The following is a 15,413-nucleotide window of genomic DNA, read 5'->3' on the forward strand; positions in this document are numbered from 1 at the left end:
ATTATTTATGATTATTTCTCAGCCACCTGCGCTCCTTTAATATCTTTTCCAAGCCGCTGCAGGTATGCTATTAAAGCCACGATCTCTGCATCTTTTGCAGTTTCTATTTTTTCCATCTTGAGGTTTATCCGAATGCCATTGGCCTGGTTCATGAGATCCTTGTTTGCCTTATTGGAATAACCTTCCTCATAAGGAACGCCCAGGGTCTGCATGGCTCTGATCATAGCAGGTGTTCTGGCTGTGTCTATCTTGTCATCAAACAACCAGGTGTAGGATGGCATAATAGAGCCGGGGCTCATTGATTGCGGATCGAGCATATGATTGTAATGCCAGCTATCTGGATACTTTCCACCCTGACGAGCCAGATCGGGCCCAGTACGCTTTGAACCCCACTGGAACGGATGATCGTAAACAAACTCTCCCGCTTTTGAGTATTCGCCATAACGTGCCACTTCATCACGGAATGGCCGTATCATCTGGGAATGACAAGTATAGCATCCTTCCCTAATGTAAATATCCCTACCATGAAGCTCAAGAGGTGTGTATGGCTTTACACTTGAGATAGTGGGCACATTACTTTTAATAAGAAAAGCAGGAACAAATTCAAGCACGCCTCCAATTGCAACAGCAATAAAACTGAATACAAGCATCTGGATAGGTCTTTTCTCAATCCAACGATGCCAGTGCTCCTTGCCATGGGTAGCAATAACTTTTGGCAAAGGCGCGGCTTCTACTTCTTCATTGGCCACAAAGCTTCCTGCCTTCATTGTTTTATAAAGGTTATACACCATCACAATGGCACCGGCCAGATAAAGCGTACCGCCAATGCTTCTCGTGATATACATGGGGATGATATTTGTTACTGTTTCCAGAAACTGGAATTTCAGTTGACCTTCTTCTGTAAAATTTTTCCACATCATGCTCTGGGTAAACCCAGCCCAGTAAAGTGGAATTGCATACAATACAATACCTATTGTACCAATCCAGAAATGGGTGCCCGCCAGTTTCTTAGAATAAAGCGGTGTATTGTACATGCGGGGGATTAACCAGTATAATACACCAAATGTCAGGAAGCCATTCCAGCCCAATGCACCAACATGCACGTGTGCAATTATCCAGTCAGTAAAGTGGGCAATGGCATTTACATTTTTAAGGCTTAGCATGGGTCCTTCAAATGTGGCCATACCATAACAGGTAACAGCAACTACAAGGAATTTCAATACCGGTTCTTCCCTCACCTTGTCCCATGCACCACGCAGTGTGAACAATCCATTCAGCATACCACCCCAGGAAGGTGCAATCAACATAACAGAGAATACCACTCCGAGAGATTGTGCCCAGTCAGGTAATGCAGTATAAAGAAGGTGGTGGGGGCCAGCCCATATATACATGAAGATCAATGCCCAGAAGTGAATGATGGAAAGTCTGTATGAATAAACAGGCCTGTTGGCTGCCTTTGGCAGGAAATAATACATCAGTCCGAGGTAAGGGGTAGTCAGGAAAAACGCAACCGCATTATGACCATACCACCATTGCACCAAAGCATCCTGAACACCTGCATACCAGCTATAGCTTTTGAAAAGAGTAACCGGGATCTCAAAGCTATTAACGATGTGTAACATCGCCACCGTTACCCAGGTAGCAATGTAGAACCAAATGGCAACATAAAGATGACTCTCCCGGCGCTTCAGAATGGTGCCAAACATGTTGATTCCAAAAATTACCCATACAAGGGTAATGGCAATATCAACCGGCCACTCAAGTTCCGCATACTCTTTGCCGGTAGTAAAACCGGCCCAGAGGGTGAGTGCCCCTACTAATATTATACCCTGCCAGCCCCAGAAATGTATTTTACTTAACAGGTCACTATACATCCTGGCTTTACAGAGCCGTTGCAGTGAATAATAAACTCCCATGAAAATGCCGTTCCCAACAAAGGCAAATATTACCGCATTGGTGTGAACAGGTCTCATTCTGCCAAAAGTGGTTGGAGCATAGTTGAGGTTGATGCCTGGATAAAATAATGAGATGGAGGCCCAGAGGCCTGCCAGCATTCCCACAATGCCCCATAACATGGTGGCAAAGGCGAACCATTTAACGATCTTGTTGTCGTAACTGAACTTTTCAATCTGCATAAGAGGGACTGTTTATCAGGTTATTTTTCTGGACTATCATTGCCGGGTTTATCATCAAATAGCATTCTGACCGGAGGCGAAAACTCATCTTCATACTGACCGTCTTTGACGCTCCATATAAATCCTAGCAGGAATATCGCCGCAACAGCGATACTTGCAATTAGAAGCAATATGATTACACCCATGCCTGGTAAATTTTTGTAAAAGTATCTTCAGCGCATAGTGAGAATTATGATCATACTCACAAAATCAGGTGATTTTACTCACCGTCATAGTTTAAGCCACCTGGCGGTGAGATTGGTAGTGCTGAAAGTGAGTGCAATGATACTTAGAGAGCTGGCAGGCATAAGGATAGCTGCAACCAGCGGGCTTAGATCACCCTGAACCGCGAAGGAAAGCCCTATTATATTATAAACAATGCTCATAACAAAGCTCGCCATAACGATCATCCTGTTGGCCCTGCTCAGTTTGATGAAGCGATGAAGTTTACCAAGTTGCATTGACTCCATAATGCCATCACTTGCAGGAGTGAAGCTGTTGGTATCTTCTGCTAACGCTATTCCCAGGTTGCTTTCACGCATAGCGATGGCATCATTGAGACCATCGCCTACCATCATGACTTTCTTACCCCGGCTCTGAAGATGCTGGATATAGGCAAGTTTATCATGTGGTTTCTGGTTGAATAGAATGGTAGTGTTCCGGCCTGCAAGTTTTTCTAATGCCTGTCTTTCGCCTGGATTATCTCCTGAAATAACAGAAATTTTAAGTTCAGTACGCAGGTCACGGAGCAACTCATTTACCGTATCGCGGTAATGATTGCGGAAGCTGAAATAGCCACATATGCTTTTTCCCTTTGCCACGTAAACCCTGGTTCCTTCAGAGCTGCCTTCTTGTGCCGTTAAATAAGCATAGGAGCCCAGCGAATATAATATGCCATTGATCATGCCCTCAATGCCCTTACCGGGATGGTCGCAAAATCCCTGAACTGTAAGCTGGTTTCTGCCTAATTCCTTTACCAGAGCTTTGCTGAGTGGATGCCCCGATTGAGAGGCCAGCGCAGACACAGCTTCCCGATCAGCTTTGGAAAGAGGTTCTCCTTCATATGCAATATCATGTTGCTGGGTAGTTGTAAGTGTTCCGGTTTTATCAAAAACTATATAATCGATAGTCGCCATTTCCTCAATGGCCTGGGCATTCCGCAGGTAAAGCTTATTTCTCCCCAGGATTCTAAGGATATTCCCATTGGTGAAACTGTTAGACAGGAGTAGTGCACATGGACAAGCGATGATCAATATTGCTGTAACTGCCGGCCAGATGCGGCTGCTGTCAAAAATGCTCCAGTAAATTGCGCTGATGCCTGCGATGGTAAGTACTATATAAGTGAAATACCTGCTTAGCATATGTACAAAAGAAATTCCCTTTTCTTCAGTTGATTTATCTTCTCCCTGGTTCCACAATCGTGTTAGGTAACTTTGAGATACCTCTTTTACAACAAGTAGTTCCATATTGCCACCTGTTTGTTTGCCCCCGGCATAAATGATCTCACCCATTTCCTTAAGAACAGGTAGTGATTCGCCAGTCACAAAGCTATAATCGATAAAAGCTTTTCCACGGGTTAGAATACCATCTGCAGGAACCAGTTCTTCATTATGGATAAGTAGTGTATCTCCGGCTTTAATATCGGGCAGCGCGGTAGGAAGTTCTTTATCCTCTCTGAGCACGGTAATAGCAATTGGAAAATATGCGGTATAGTCGCGTTCAAAAGATAATTGCTGGTAAGTTTTATCCTGTAATACGCGACCAATAAGCATGAAGAAAACAATTCCGGCAAAAGAATCGAAATAACCACTGCCGGTATCGGTAAGTACTTCAAAAATGCTTCGGAAAAAGGTTACCCATATAGCGAGAACAATTGGCGCGTCAATATTCAGAAACCGGTGCTGCAGGCTTTTCCAGGCTGATTCGTAAAAAGGCTGGGCACTGAAGAGGAGTACGGGTAAAGCAAGAATAAGGTTAAGATACCGGAAGGCGTATTGCAGGTGCTTCTCAGCAGATTCAAGTCCCAGGTATTCCGGGAAACTCATCAGCATGATATTCACAAAACAGAAGCCCGCAACACCAAGTTGATAGATCATCGTTCTTGGCAAACGCGGTTTTTTATCCTTCAGCTGGTTAAGTGAAATATAAGGTTCATATCCAATATTGGTGAGCAGTTCAGCTACCTCGCGGAGGCTGGTGTGGCCATGATTAAAAATGATATCAACTTCTTTACGTGAAAAATTTACGGTTGTTCGTACAACAGCCCTGTTAAGCTTATGAAGGTTTTCAAGGAGGTAAAGGCAGGAACTGCAGTGAATATGTGGAAGGTAAAAATTAATATGGGTCTGTTCTTCATTCCTGAAGCTTATTAGTTGTTGCTGGATCTTATCGTCTTCAAGGAAAGAGAATTTGTCTTTTCTGACCGGTTTCCGAAGGCTCTGGCCAGGGTTGGCGTTAAGGTCATAGTAATCGCAGAGCCCATTGTGGTTTAGAAGTTGGTATACGGTTTTGCAGCCTTCACAACAGAATGATTGTTCTTCATGAAGAATAAAACCATCAATACAATCTTCTCCGCAGTGATAACAGACGGTCATTTTATTTACAGCTGTAGGCACCCAAAATATTTTGCGCTAAACTAAATCTAAGCGTTTTCAGTGGTAGTGATTAGATTCAGGGTAGGAACTGATTTTTCTCAATCACCGCATTTTCGTTTATTTGAGGCTGCAAATCAAACATTTTGCAACTTTTTCAATTTTAAAAACTCCGGATGAAACGTATTCTGATCATCGACGACCACAATGAGATCCGTGAAAATATTGCTGAAATACTGACTTTGGGGGGATATCATGCCTTTACAGCGGAGAATGGCAAAAAAGGAGTGGAGCTCGCCCTTGTTGAGAAACCTGATCTGGTAGTTTGCGATATTATGATGCCCGAGCTTGATGGTTACGGAGTACTACATCTCCTGCGAAAGAACCCTGAAACCGAGCATGTGCCATTCATCTTTCTTACTGCCAAAGTGGAGAGAAGTGATTTCAGGAAAGGAATGGAAATGGGAGCCGACGATTTTATTACAAAGCCTTTCGATGATATAGAATTACTTAATGCAATAGAGATCCGCCTGAAGAAGCAGGATATACTTCAACATAAATATGCAGGTACTGAAAAGGGGATGAATGAACTTATGCAGGATCTCAAGGAATCGGGATTCATGCATATGGATCCGGAACAATATGAGACAGAATTTCTTTCAAAAAGACAGCAGGTGTACAGTGAGGGTAAAAGACCTAAATATCTGTACTATTTAAAATCCGGTAAGGTGAAGGCATACCGCCTCCATGAGGATGGTAAAGAATATATAACCAATCTGTATAGTACTGGTGATTATATAGGTTATGTTGCTTTACTCGAGAACAGCACGTATGAAGATACCGCTGAAGTGCTTGAAGAAGCAGAACTGGCAATGATTCCACGCGAGGATTTCCTGCAGGCTGTATTCAATGATATGACCATTGCCGGCAAATTCATAAAGCTCATTACCGGGAATGTAAAAGATAAGGAAGACCGCCTTCTTCACCTGGCATATGACTCTCTGCGCAAACGGGTGGCCAAGGCCCTCGTTGATATCCAGCATAAATTTAACGCCGGTGCAGAACCCGTGCCCATCGACATCTCACGGGAAGATATTGCCCAATATGTTGGTACAGCCACTGAATCACTTATCCGGACGCTGAGCGATTTTAAATCTGAGAAACTTATTGAAATAAAAGAAGGCAAGATCCGCATTACTGATCTTGCCAAACTCAGTAACTTATTATACTGAGTCACCTGATATATAATTGACCGTTATTAGTCTTCTCCCCGCTGCAATTCGAAATCCTCAGCAGCAGCAGGTTTAGGGTTAGCATTGTTAGGACTGCTTATCTCCCGGCCATGATCATTCTGTTGGCGAAGCGTCCATTTGTCTGTCATGGTTGTTTCCAGCCAGAGATTGCCAGACTTTCGGAATACCTGCACCGCCAAACCAAACCGCTTCCATAAATTCTGTTCAAGTTCAGCAACGGTCATTGCAGGTTCCACCTCCAGCTCACCCTCCTCCTTGGTAATACGCACATCTCCAATCTTCAGGGTATGAGCAAACATCCTCTGCGCAGGTGAAGGTTTTTCAACACCATGCTGTTTCCGGAAGAATTCGATCTTCAGGAAAGGAAAGTAGTTATTAAAATCCTGCTGTACTTCCTTAAGGTGCCGGGTTTCAGCTATCTGAATGGTCATAACTTTCCAATTAATAGATAAATACATCTGATTTCGCTCAGTTTATTGTTTCCTTTTCCTGCTTGGGTTGATGATCAGTTCAGTTTCGGTACCAGCTATGAATTTCCTGTAGCCGGATGTTTACATGATCTTATCAACGTCACAAAAATATCTTTATGGGAAGCCATAAATCATGACTTGAAGAGTGTCATGGGTTGACTTTTATCAGCCTTTGAGGTAACTCTGTACAGGGGCTGATGGGAAGAAAATCAGGTATTTTAGGTATATCAGTCTTCTGTGGTAAAATTGTCCATATCGCGGCGATCTTTCTTGGTGGGCCTGCCTACTTTGCTCAACCGCTTTCCGGTATGGAAGCTGGCTGCCTGGAAGCTGATTCTTTCCAGTTCTTCCTCAGGAGTACGGTCTTCGTAGTATTTAATGGCCTCGCTGTATTGTACACGTTTGCTGAGGAGGTCAGCCACCCTGATTACCCATTTTCGGGCCTCGGTCCTTACCTCATATTCATCACCGATTGCTACGGCCCTGGAAGCCTTCACCGCAACCCCGCCCATTTTTACCCTCCCCTTATCAATAGCCTCAGAGGCTATACTCCGGGTTTTGAAAAGGCGTATGGACCAAAGATATTTGTCGAGTCTGATCTTTTCCATTTAATTACTGAATGATTGGCTTTATCAGTTTTTAATGTTCCAGCAATTCTGCGAAATAAGTATGGAAATAAGGAATGGTCTCTATGCCCTTATAGTAATTGACAAGGTCATATTTTTCATTGGGTGAATGCAGATTATCGCTATCCAGTCCAAATCCCATAAATACGATCTTGAGACCCAATTCTTTTTCGAAAAGGGCGCAGATGGGAATACTTCCACCACCCCGAACGGGTATGGGCTTTTTACCGAAAGTGGCTTCTATGGCCATAGCGGCTGCTTTATAGCCATCCGAATCTATTGGGGTCATGTATGGTTCGCCGCCGTGATGTAGTGAGGCCTTCACGCTTACATTATCAGGAGCGATGGAAAGCAGGTGATCTATCAGCAACTTAGTTATCTTGTCACTCTGCTGGTCAGGAACTAACCGGCAGGAGATCTTTGCATATGCTTTTGAGGGAAGTACGGTTTTAGCACCTTCACCTGTATAGCCACCCCATATGCCATTAAGCTCAAGGGTAGGGCGTATTCCTGTGCGTTCGTTGGTAGTATATCCTTTTTCACCCCATAGAGCCTTCACTCCAAGGTCTTTTTTGAAATCTTCCTCATTGAAGGGGGCTTTCGCCATCAGTTCCCTTTCCTCAGGAGTTGCTTCCACCACGTCATCATAAAAACCGGGAATTGTGACATGGTTATTTTCATCATGCAGAGAAGCTATCATCTGGGCCAGGATGGTTATTGGGTTAGCTACCGCTCCTCCATAAACTCCACTATGCAGATCGCGGTTTGCACCGGTTACTTCAACTTCTATATATGATAAACCACGAACGCCAATATCAATGGAAGGTGTATCCATACTTATCATGGCTGTATCACTGATTAAGATAACATCGGCATCAAGTAGACCTTTATTGGCTTTCACAAAATCAGCCAGGTTAGGGGATCCAACTTCTTCTTCACCTTCAATCAGAAACTTAATATTGGTTGGCATCTCGCCACCTGCCACCATTGTTTCCATTGCTTTTACATGCATATAGAACTGGCCCTTATCATCACAGGCTCCTCTTGCATAGATCTTCCCATCTTTTATTACAGGCTCAAAAGGGCCGCTGTTCCAGAGCTCAAGCGGATCTGGCGGCTGAACATCATAATGACCATAAACCAGAACAGTGGGCTTGGAGGGGTCAGTTATCAACTCACCGTATACAATAGGGTGCCCCGGGGTTTCATAAATAGACGTTTTGGTTGCCCCGGCAGCAATAAGGCTATTGCGAACAGCTTCGGCGCATTTGACCATTTCAGCTTTGTGCTCACTTCGGGCACTAACACTGGGTATTCTTAATAATTCGAGTAATTCGTTCAGAAACCTGTCTTTATGCTGGTCCTGGTATTCTTTCCATGCATTCATGATCATCTTTTTATCGCCACTAATTTAGGTGGATTTATTCAAAGCATCCGATGTGCCGGGAAGCTTATGTTTTTCATCTGATAATATGTTCTCTATAGTCCACTCAATTCTTTTTTCAAAGGGATGTTTCCTAACTGTGCAATCGGTTTTTGCACAGATTGGGCAGGAAAATTCAAGGCATCCGTCAGAATGGACAAAGAGTTCTATCGTGTCGCCGAATTCTTCTCTTATTCGCTTGCTCAGTGCTTCCACCTCTACATGAGCTTCCCGTACATTAAGGTACCATGGAACAGTAAGGTGGCAGTCAACATGAAGAATACTTCCATACTTGATGACCCTCAAATTATGGAGGTCTATCCACTGTATCCGCCGTTCTTTATTGAGGGAGTCCACCATCTTTCCCAGCAACTCCTCGTCAGCCTCATCCATAATACCGGCAAGAGATTCACGCAAGATCCGGTATCCGGTAAAGATGATGATAAAGGCAAAGATCATCGCCACAATATTATCTATCAACTGTATACCGGTGAACCATATTAATGCAACACCAATCAGTATGCCGATGGTAGAATATGTATCTGATTGAAGATGCCTCCCGCTTGCCATGAGCGCCAGTGAATTGTTTTTTCTGCCACGCCTTATGGCTATATAACCCATTATATAATTCACCACTCCTGCAATTGCAACCAGTATCATACCGGTATCAAGCTGCTTAAGCTGGTGTGGGTGTATGAAATTATTTATTGACTCATAAATTATGATGAGCCCCGCAATCATAATCAATGTTCCTTCAACTGCTGCTGAAATAAATTCAGCTTTTCCATGACCGTAGGGATGATCCATGTCACGGGGCTTGGAAGCAACATATAGACTGTATAGCCCGATGAAACCGGAGATCACATTCACAGTACTTTCAAGTGCATCTGTGAGAATTGAAACCGAGCGGGTCAGAAAATAGGCGGCGATCTTAAGGCCAAATAATATAACGGCTACCAATACCACCCATTGCTGTACCCTGAAATTCTCTTTCTGCGTCTCCATTATTTCATGGCCATATCAAAGCGTTTCTGGATATATTCCCAATTCACCACATTCCACCAGTTGTCAATATAATCAGCACGCTTGTTCTGATATTTCAGGTAATAGGCATGCTCCCATACATCGAGTCCAAGCAAAGGAATACCTCTTGTACCTGCCACGTCCATGAGGGGATTATCCTGGTTTGGGGTGGATGTTACGATGAGCTGCTTATCGCCCATAAGTACCAGCCATGCCCAGCCGCTGCCAAAACGATTCTTTCCGGCTTCTGAGAACACTGATTTAAAATTGGCAAAGGAACCAAATTTACTTTCCAATGCAGATGCCAGGCTTCCGCCAGGTTTGTTGTCTGACCTGGAAGCACGCATACTTTGCCAGAACAACTCATGGTTATAATGACCACCAGCATTATTTCGTAGTTTCTCTGACATCCTCGATATACCTCCAAAAATCTGCTCCAGGGGTTTGGAACGATCAATTCCTTCGGCGATTGCAGCATCATTCAGATTCTTTGCATAGGCTGCCGCATGTTTGGTATAATGAATCTCCATTGTTTGCGCGTCGATGTATGGCTCAAGTGTTTTGTAATCGTACGGTAATGGCTTTTGTTCAAAACCTGTAACGAATGGATTGGAAATGTTCTTGGAAGCCGTTTTGCAGGAGGACAAAAGGCTGCTTCCAATTACAGTACTTCCAATACTGAATGCCAGCGATGCTTTGGTACCATTTAAAAGGAATGCACGCCTTGATTGTGGATTTGATTTCATACTACCGGTTTTTTTAAAGTTACTGCGGTTCAGGAGCACCGCGACTATTTTTTATCCGTTCAAACCAGGGCCTTATCTTACGGAAGGTCCTGAAATAAAACTCTTTGTTGAACAATTGCGAATCGTGCATTGCCTTATATACCAGAAAAACACCAATGGGTAACAGGATATATGTTGCCATCCACATACCCCATCCCGGCGCAAGCACGGCTTCTTTCACAAATTTTTTACCGAAATTATTGAGCAGGAAAAATATCACAAAGAAGATCACTGCGAAAACCAGTGGCGTTCCAATACCACCCTTCCGAATAATGGAACCCAGTGGGGCCCCTATCAGGAATAATACAAAACAGGCGAGTGACATGGTGAATTTTTCATGCCATACCATCTTGTGTAACCGAAGACTTTTTGAGCGATTCTCATATTCACTTTTATTGATCTCCAGCGTGCTTTTTATTACAGAGAGCTGAGATATCACTCTTTCATTAACTCCAGGGAGCATGGTGTCAGCAATTATATCTTTACTCGACTTAACCGCAACCTCGGTTGTTGGTTTCCGATAGCCAGTATCCAGATGAAGTAGGAAGGGGATCGACGAAGAAAGTTCAGTCATCATCTTTTTTCGGAAGAAATCATGAATGGTTTCCAATGAGTCAATTGCTTTGTCTAGCTGACGGACACTTAACATTTGATAATTATCACGGAATAAGCTGTCTTCCGTTTTAGTGAGTTGAAGACTGCTGAGGTCGAACACCTTTTTGAACTCCTTAAAACCAAGCCTTATATACTCAGTGTTGGTTGACATTCTGGAACCCCTTTCAGTATTACGCCACCCATCCATAAGTTTGAATTCAAGAAATCGCTTATCGTCTGAAACCTTCATGATCCCTTTCCTTGCGATGATAATATTGTCCTGCAGATTATAGTCCTTTTCAAAAATGATGATATCTCTTAAGGTTGAATCATCTGCTTCTTTTTTTCCCACCTTAATTGCATAACCTGGAATGTTTGTATAGAACGCACCTTCCCTTAGGTCAAAGGCAGGCTTTTTATTGATTATATCATATTTAAGCCTGTTTAGTTTAAGATTGGATACCGGAAGAAGATAATTATTGAACATGAATGCAACTCCACAAAGTAGTAAACTCACAAACATGATTGGCCGCATAAATCGTAGCAGAGGAATGCCGGCCGACTTTATCGCTACCAGTTCAAATGTTTCACCCAGGTTGCCGAAGGTCATGATGGATGATAATAACACGGCCAGGGGAAGTGCCAGTGGTACAACAGTAGCCCCTACATAAATAATGGCCTGGCCTATAGTAAACAGATCAAGACCCTTGCCAACAAAATCATCAATGTAAAGCCAGAAAAACTGAAGTACAAGCACAAATACAGTAATGAAAAAAGTAGCGATAAAAGGCCCAATAAAGGCTTTGAGGATAAGTTTATCGAGTTTTTTTATCACAGTGTTGCGGAATGTTTTTGGATAACTTTATTCAATGGATGCGGTAAAAATACAGCTTTCCCCAAAGGAAAGGGAAATGGTTCAGGATCCTGACATCATTTTAACGAAGAACAGTGCTATTAAATCGATCATCGAAATGTTCGGAGCAATAAGCAGGTATGAGACAGACTATATAAATGAAAATAGATTGAGACTCCCGCCCGAAGTCAGCAAACAATCTCCAAAAATTTCACGGGGAGAACAGTATCGTGAATTACCCTGGGTAATGCTCGACTTCCCCCGCGTTTTCGATCCGGGAGCTACGCTTGCTATTCGTCATTTATTCTGGTGGGGAAATTTCTTCTCCGTGACAATCCAAGTGTCGGGGAAATTCAAAGATAAAGTGGTAAAAAATATAGAAAGATCACCACAGGGAACTCATTTATGCGTTCATCCATCACCGTGGGAGCACCATTTTGGAAGGGATAATTACAGGTTGCTCACAGAATTTCAACCAACGGAACTCACCCGGCTTGCAGAAATAAATGAATACGTCAAATTGGCACTGGTATTACCAGTAGCCAATTATGAACTAGCTCCTTCATTCCTGCTGAAAGGGTTCAGTAGTTGGATGGATTTACTGAAAGATTAGTTTCCGAGACGATGGAAGAGGTCTTTAACCTGGTAGCCCCACAACTGGCTCTGGTCTTTGATTTCTTTCTTATCTGCAAAATCATTTATCACCAAAATGGTTTGGTTGGTAACTTCTGATTTCTCAATTCTGAATTCAAAAAACTCTTCTTTAGGTGCATGGAGCCAGTGAAAACGGATAAAACTATTTTCTTCACTTTCCAGAACTTCTGCTTTATCTATCGACCCATTCCATGAAAAACTGAACACCTGGTCTCTTTCATCAACTTTATCAGCAAACCATTCCTGCAAGCCGGCCGGAGTGCTCAAAAATTCATATAGAATAGAAGGCGAACACCTCACGGGATATTCCAGCGTATACTTTAGTTTCTTACTCATTCTCCAATCAATATCTGTCTTAAGGGATTACAATCAATGCAATAATAGAAAATAATATGACGCTGCAAAATAATACCTGAAGTATTTTTTGTTAAAGGGAGCTGGCCTTGAAACTATACAAAAACCCCGTAAAAACACTGGAATGCAGCGTTTTACACAAGCTTTTTTTGGAAAAGGCGTTGGCTAATGTTAAATTGCTGTAACGAGTTGACCGGAATGGGTGACACAGGCTTATGCAAGATTTTACTCATTTATTCGTTTTAGCAATACCGAACCACAAACCTTAGAAAATAAACCTCAAACCACCACCTATGAGTATGCGTCAACTCAAGATCACTAAATCTATCACCAACCGGGAATCCCAGAGTCTGGAGAAGTATCTGCAGGAGATCGGGAAAGTAGAACTTATCGGTCCGGAAGAGGAAGTCCGGCTGGCCCATCTTATCCGTCAGGGCGACCAGCGCGCGCTGGATCGGCTGACCCGGGCAAACCTTCGATTTGTTGTATCGGTTTCAAAACAATATCAGAATCAGGGACTATCACTTCCCGATCTCATTAATGAGGGTAATCTCGGGTTGATCAAAGCGGCACAGCGTTTTGATGAAACCAGGGGATTCAAGTTCATATCATATGCAGTCTGGTGGATTCGCCAGAGTATTCTGCAGGCACTTGCGGAGCAAAGTCGTATTGTTCGATTGCCATTGAATAAAGTTGGGCTTACCAACCGCATTCAGAAGGCATACCAAATGCTGGAGCAGGAATATGAACGCGAACCATCTCCTGAAGAACTGGCTGAGTACCTGGAACTGGAAACCGAAGAGGTTTCTGCTTCGCTTGGCATTTCAGCAAGGCATGTAAGCATGGATACACCCCTTTCTGATGGGGAAGATAATACCATGATGGATACCATGGAGAATCCGAATGCTGAGCGCACCGACAAAAATATTGAACACGATGAAAGCCTTAAACAGGAAATAGATCGGAGTATGCAAGTACTAACCGAGCGACAGAAAGAAGTTATCTGCTACTTTTTTGGAATAGGGGTAGATCATCCAATGAGCCTCGAAGATATTGGAGAAAAATTTAATCTCACGAGAGAGAGGGTAAGGCAGATCAAGGATAAGGCCATCACCAAACTTCAAACCAATTCAAGGTCTAAACAGTTGCGGACATACCTCGGTGTGTAATCAAATTGCTTAAAGTATATTTGCAATCCATTTTAAGGTGAACATTTAGTTCACCTTATTTTTTTGCTACAAATTGGAATAAAACACCCGGTATGTTTGAATCATTAAGTGAGAGGCTCGAATCGGCCTTTAAACAGATAAAAGGAGAGGGTCGGATAACAGAGCTTAACGTTGCGGCAACGGTTAAAGATATCCGTCGTGCCCTGGTTGATGCTGACGTCAATTATAAGATCGCCAAAGAATTCACGGACAGGATCCGGGAGAAAGCAATGGGCGAAAAAGTGCTTACCGCCGTAAGTCCCGGCCAGCTGATGGTCAAGATCGTAAAAGACGAGCTGGTAGAACTTATGGGCGGAACGGAAAGTGAATTTAACAGCAAAGGCAACCCAGCAGTGATCCTCATAGCAGGATTACAAGGGTCTGGTAAAACAACATTCAGTGGTAAACTGGCCAGCTATCTAAAAAACAAAAAGGGACTGAACCCGATGCTGGTTGCAGCGGATATTTACCGCCCGGCGGCCATTGACCAGCTGCAGGTTCTGGGAGCACAGGTGGGCGTTGAAGTATTCAGTGAGCCCGACAATAAAGATGCAGTTGATATTGCCACAAAAGCTGTGGCCCGGGCGCGAAGCCTTAATAAGAATGTAGTAATCATTGATACAGCGGGTCGACTCGCCATTGATGAAACAATGATGACCGAAGTGGCCAATATTAAAAAGGCCATAAATCCCAACGAGATCCTTTTTGTTGTGGATTCAATGACTGGCCAGGATGCGGTAAATACCGCAAAAGCCTTCAATGAAAGGCTGGATTTTTCTGGCGTTGTACTTACGAAGCTGGATGGTGACACCCGCGGTGGTGCGGCACTGTCTATTAAGTACACTGTTAATAAGCCAATCAAATTTGTAAGCAGCGGCGAAAAATTGGATACACTGGATGTTTTTTATCCGGAAAGGATGGCTCAGCGAATTCTTGGAATGGGCGACATTACAACCCTGGTTGAGCGCGCACAGGCACAGTTTGATGAAGAGCAGGCAAAGAAGCTGGAGAAAAAGATCCGTAAAAACCAGTTTGACTTTGAAGACTTTAAGCAACAGCTTGAGCAGATCAAAAAAATGGGAAATATCAAGGACCTTCTTGGGATGATACCGGGTGTAGGTAAGGCTATAAAAGATATAGATATCAGTGATGATGCATTCAAGGGGATTGAAGCTATGATCAATTCAATGACTCCTTTTGAGCGTGCAAATCCGGATACCATTGACCCAAGCAGGCGGAAACGTATCGCCAAAGGGAGTGGCAAGGATATTGCTGATGTGAACGCGTTCATGAAGCAGTTCGAGCAGATGAAAGATATGATGAAAATGATGAATAAGATGCCAATGGGTGGAAAGATGCCCGGTTTAGGCGGATTGGGCCGCAGGTAAATATCATCATTTGGTAA

Annotated in this window: 14 protein-coding genes; 4 read left to right on the forward strand and 10 right to left on the reverse strand. The window is 43.3% G+C overall.

The window, feature by feature from the left end; genetic code table 11:
* Positions 1–11: 11 nt before the first annotated feature.
* From ccoN to V6M43_RS01005, 3 genes are all read right to left on the reverse strand, one after another.
* Positions 12–2,135, reverse strand: coding sequence for a cytochrome-c oxidase, cbb3-type subunit I (ccoN, locus tag V6M43_RS00995; RefSeq protein ID WP_332732187.1), 2,124 nt, complete (start codon positions 2,133–2,135; stop codon positions 12–14).
* Positions 2,136–2,155: 20 nt separating this feature from the next.
* The gene (gene ccoS, locus V6M43_RS01000) at positions 2,156–2,320 is read right to left on the reverse strand and encodes a cbb3-type cytochrome oxidase assembly protein CcoS (RefSeq protein WP_039131804.1); all 165 of its coding nucleotides are present in this window, start codon (positions 2,318–2,320) and stop codon (positions 2,156–2,158) included.
* A gap of 84 nt (positions 2,321–2,404) precedes the next feature.
* Entirely contained in the window at positions 2,405–4,789 is a 2,385-nt protein-coding gene (locus tag V6M43_RS01005; protein WP_332732188.1) for a heavy metal translocating P-type ATPase, read from the reverse strand.
* Between the two features lie 152 nt (positions 4,790–4,941).
* Here V6M43_RS01005 and V6M43_RS01010 point away from each other — a divergent pair, with 152 nt between their 5' ends.
* On the forward strand, positions 4,942–5,997 hold the full coding sequence (locus V6M43_RS01010; RefSeq protein WP_332732189.1) for a response regulator: 1,056 nt from the start codon (positions 4,942–4,944) through the stop codon (positions 5,995–5,997).
* A 26-nt stretch (positions 5,998–6,023) separates the two neighbouring features.
* On the opposite strand, the gene V6M43_RS01015 is transcribed toward V6M43_RS01010, so the two are convergent.
* The 6 genes from V6M43_RS01015 to V6M43_RS01040 form a co-directional block, all read right to left on the reverse strand.
* A complete protein-coding gene (locus V6M43_RS01015) occupies positions 6,024–6,449 on the reverse strand; it encodes a hypothetical protein (protein ID WP_332732190.1) in 426 nt (141 codons plus the stop codon).
* Positions 6,450–6,715: 266 nt separating this feature from the next.
* The gene (locus tag V6M43_RS01020) at positions 6,716–7,096 is read right to left on the reverse strand and encodes an RNA-binding S4 domain-containing protein (protein ID WP_332732191.1); all 381 of its coding nucleotides are present in this window, start codon (positions 7,094–7,096) and stop codon (positions 6,716–6,718) included.
* A 31-nt stretch (positions 7,097–7,127) separates the two neighbouring features.
* Positions 7,128–8,501, reverse strand: coding sequence for a dipeptidase (locus V6M43_RS01025; RefSeq protein ID WP_332732192.1), 1,374 nt, complete (start codon positions 8,499–8,501; stop codon positions 7,128–7,130).
* A 24-nt stretch (positions 8,502–8,525) separates the two neighbouring features.
* Complete coding sequence (locus tag V6M43_RS01030; RefSeq protein WP_332732193.1) at positions 8,526–9,542, reverse strand: cation diffusion facilitator family transporter; 1,017 nt, start codon at positions 9,540–9,542, stop codon at positions 8,526–8,528.
* Positions 9,542–10,306: a superoxide dismutase gene (locus V6M43_RS01035; RefSeq protein ID WP_332732194.1), complete on the reverse strand. Its 765-nt coding sequence runs from the start codon at positions 10,304–10,306 to the stop codon at positions 9,542–9,544. Before V6M43_RS01035 ends, V6M43_RS01030 begins: the two co-directional genes overlap by 1 nt.
* A 19-nt stretch (positions 10,307–10,325) precedes the next feature.
* Positions 10,326–11,774 (reverse strand): LptF/LptG family permease, encoded by a 1,449-nt coding sequence (locus tag V6M43_RS01040; protein WP_332732195.1) that lies wholly within the window; start codon positions 11,772–11,774, stop codon positions 10,326–10,328.
* A 34-nt stretch (positions 11,775–11,808) separates the two neighbouring features.
* Here V6M43_RS01040 and V6M43_RS01045 point away from each other — a divergent pair, with 34 nt between their 5' ends.
* On the forward strand, positions 11,809–12,405 hold the full coding sequence (locus V6M43_RS01045; RefSeq protein ID WP_332732196.1) for a hypothetical protein: 597 nt from the start codon (positions 11,809–11,811) through the stop codon (positions 12,403–12,405).
* Here V6M43_RS01045 and V6M43_RS01050 read toward each other — a convergent pair.
* Positions 12,402–12,782 (reverse strand): START-like domain-containing protein, encoded by a 381-nt coding sequence (locus tag V6M43_RS01050; RefSeq protein WP_039131785.1) that lies wholly within the window; start codon positions 12,780–12,782, stop codon positions 12,402–12,404. The two genes, V6M43_RS01045 and V6M43_RS01050, sit on opposite strands and share 4 nt — an antisense overlap.
* 311 nt (positions 12,783–13,093) lie before the next feature.
* On the opposite strand from V6M43_RS01050, the gene V6M43_RS01055 reads away from it, so the two are divergent.
* Together V6M43_RS01055 and ffh are read left to right on the forward strand one after the other, a co-directional pair.
* Positions 13,094–13,969, forward strand: coding sequence for a sigma-70 family RNA polymerase sigma factor (locus tag V6M43_RS01055; RefSeq protein ID WP_216593796.1), 876 nt, complete (start codon positions 13,094–13,096; stop codon positions 13,967–13,969).
* Between the two features lie 92 nt (positions 13,970–14,061).
* On the forward strand, positions 14,062–15,396 hold the full coding sequence (ffh, locus tag V6M43_RS01060; protein ID WP_332732197.1) for a signal recognition particle protein: 1,335 nt from the start codon (positions 14,062–14,064) through the stop codon (positions 15,394–15,396).
* Positions 15,397–15,413: the final 17 nt, after the last annotated feature.

The sequence above is a fragment of the Flavihumibacter sp. genome (genome assembly GCF_036676075.1).
GTDB lineage: Bacteria > Bacteroidota > Bacteroidia > Chitinophagales > Chitinophagaceae > Flavihumibacter.

Coding starts and splice junctions, on each gene's coding strand:
- ccoN (WP_332732187.1), bottom strand. CDS start 2,135: ATGCAGATTGAAAAGTTCAGTTACGACAACAAGATCGTTAAATGGTTC.
- ccoS (WP_039131804.1), bottom strand. CDS start 2,320: ATGGGTGTAATCATATTGCTTCTAATTGCAAGTATCGCTGTTGCGGCG.
- V6M43_RS01010 (WP_332732189.1), top strand. CDS start 4,942: ATGAAACGTATTCTGATCATCGACGACCACAATGAGATCCGTGAAAAT.
- V6M43_RS01015 (WP_332732190.1), bottom strand. CDS start 6,449: ATGACCATTCAGATAGCTGAAACCCGGCACCTTAAGGAAGTACAGCAG.
- V6M43_RS01020 (WP_332732191.1), bottom strand. CDS start 7,096: ATGGAAAAGATCAGACTCGACAAATATCTTTGGTCCATACGCCTTTTC.
- V6M43_RS01025 (WP_332732192.1), bottom strand. CDS start 8,501: ATGAATGCATGGAAAGAATACCAGGACCAGCATAAAGACAGGTTTCTG.
- V6M43_RS01030 (WP_332732193.1), bottom strand. CDS start 9,542: ATGGAGACGCAGAAAGAGAATTTCAGGGTACAGCAATGGGTGGTATTG.
- V6M43_RS01035 (WP_332732194.1), bottom strand. CDS start 10,306: ATGAAATCAAATCCACAATCAAGGCGTGCATTCCTTTTAAATGGTACC.
- V6M43_RS01045 (WP_332732196.1), top strand. CDS start 11,809: ATGGATGCGGTAAAAATACAGCTTTCCCCAAAGGAAAGGGAAATGGTT.
- V6M43_RS01050 (WP_039131785.1), bottom strand. CDS start 12,782: ATGAGTAAGAAACTAAAGTATACGCTGGAATATCCCGTGAGGTGTTCG.
- V6M43_RS01055 (WP_216593796.1), top strand. CDS start 13,094: ATGAGTATGCGTCAACTCAAGATCACTAAATCTATCACCAACCGGGAA.
- ffh (WP_332732197.1), top strand. CDS start 14,062: ATGTTTGAATCATTAAGTGAGAGGCTCGAATCGGCCTTTAAACAGATA.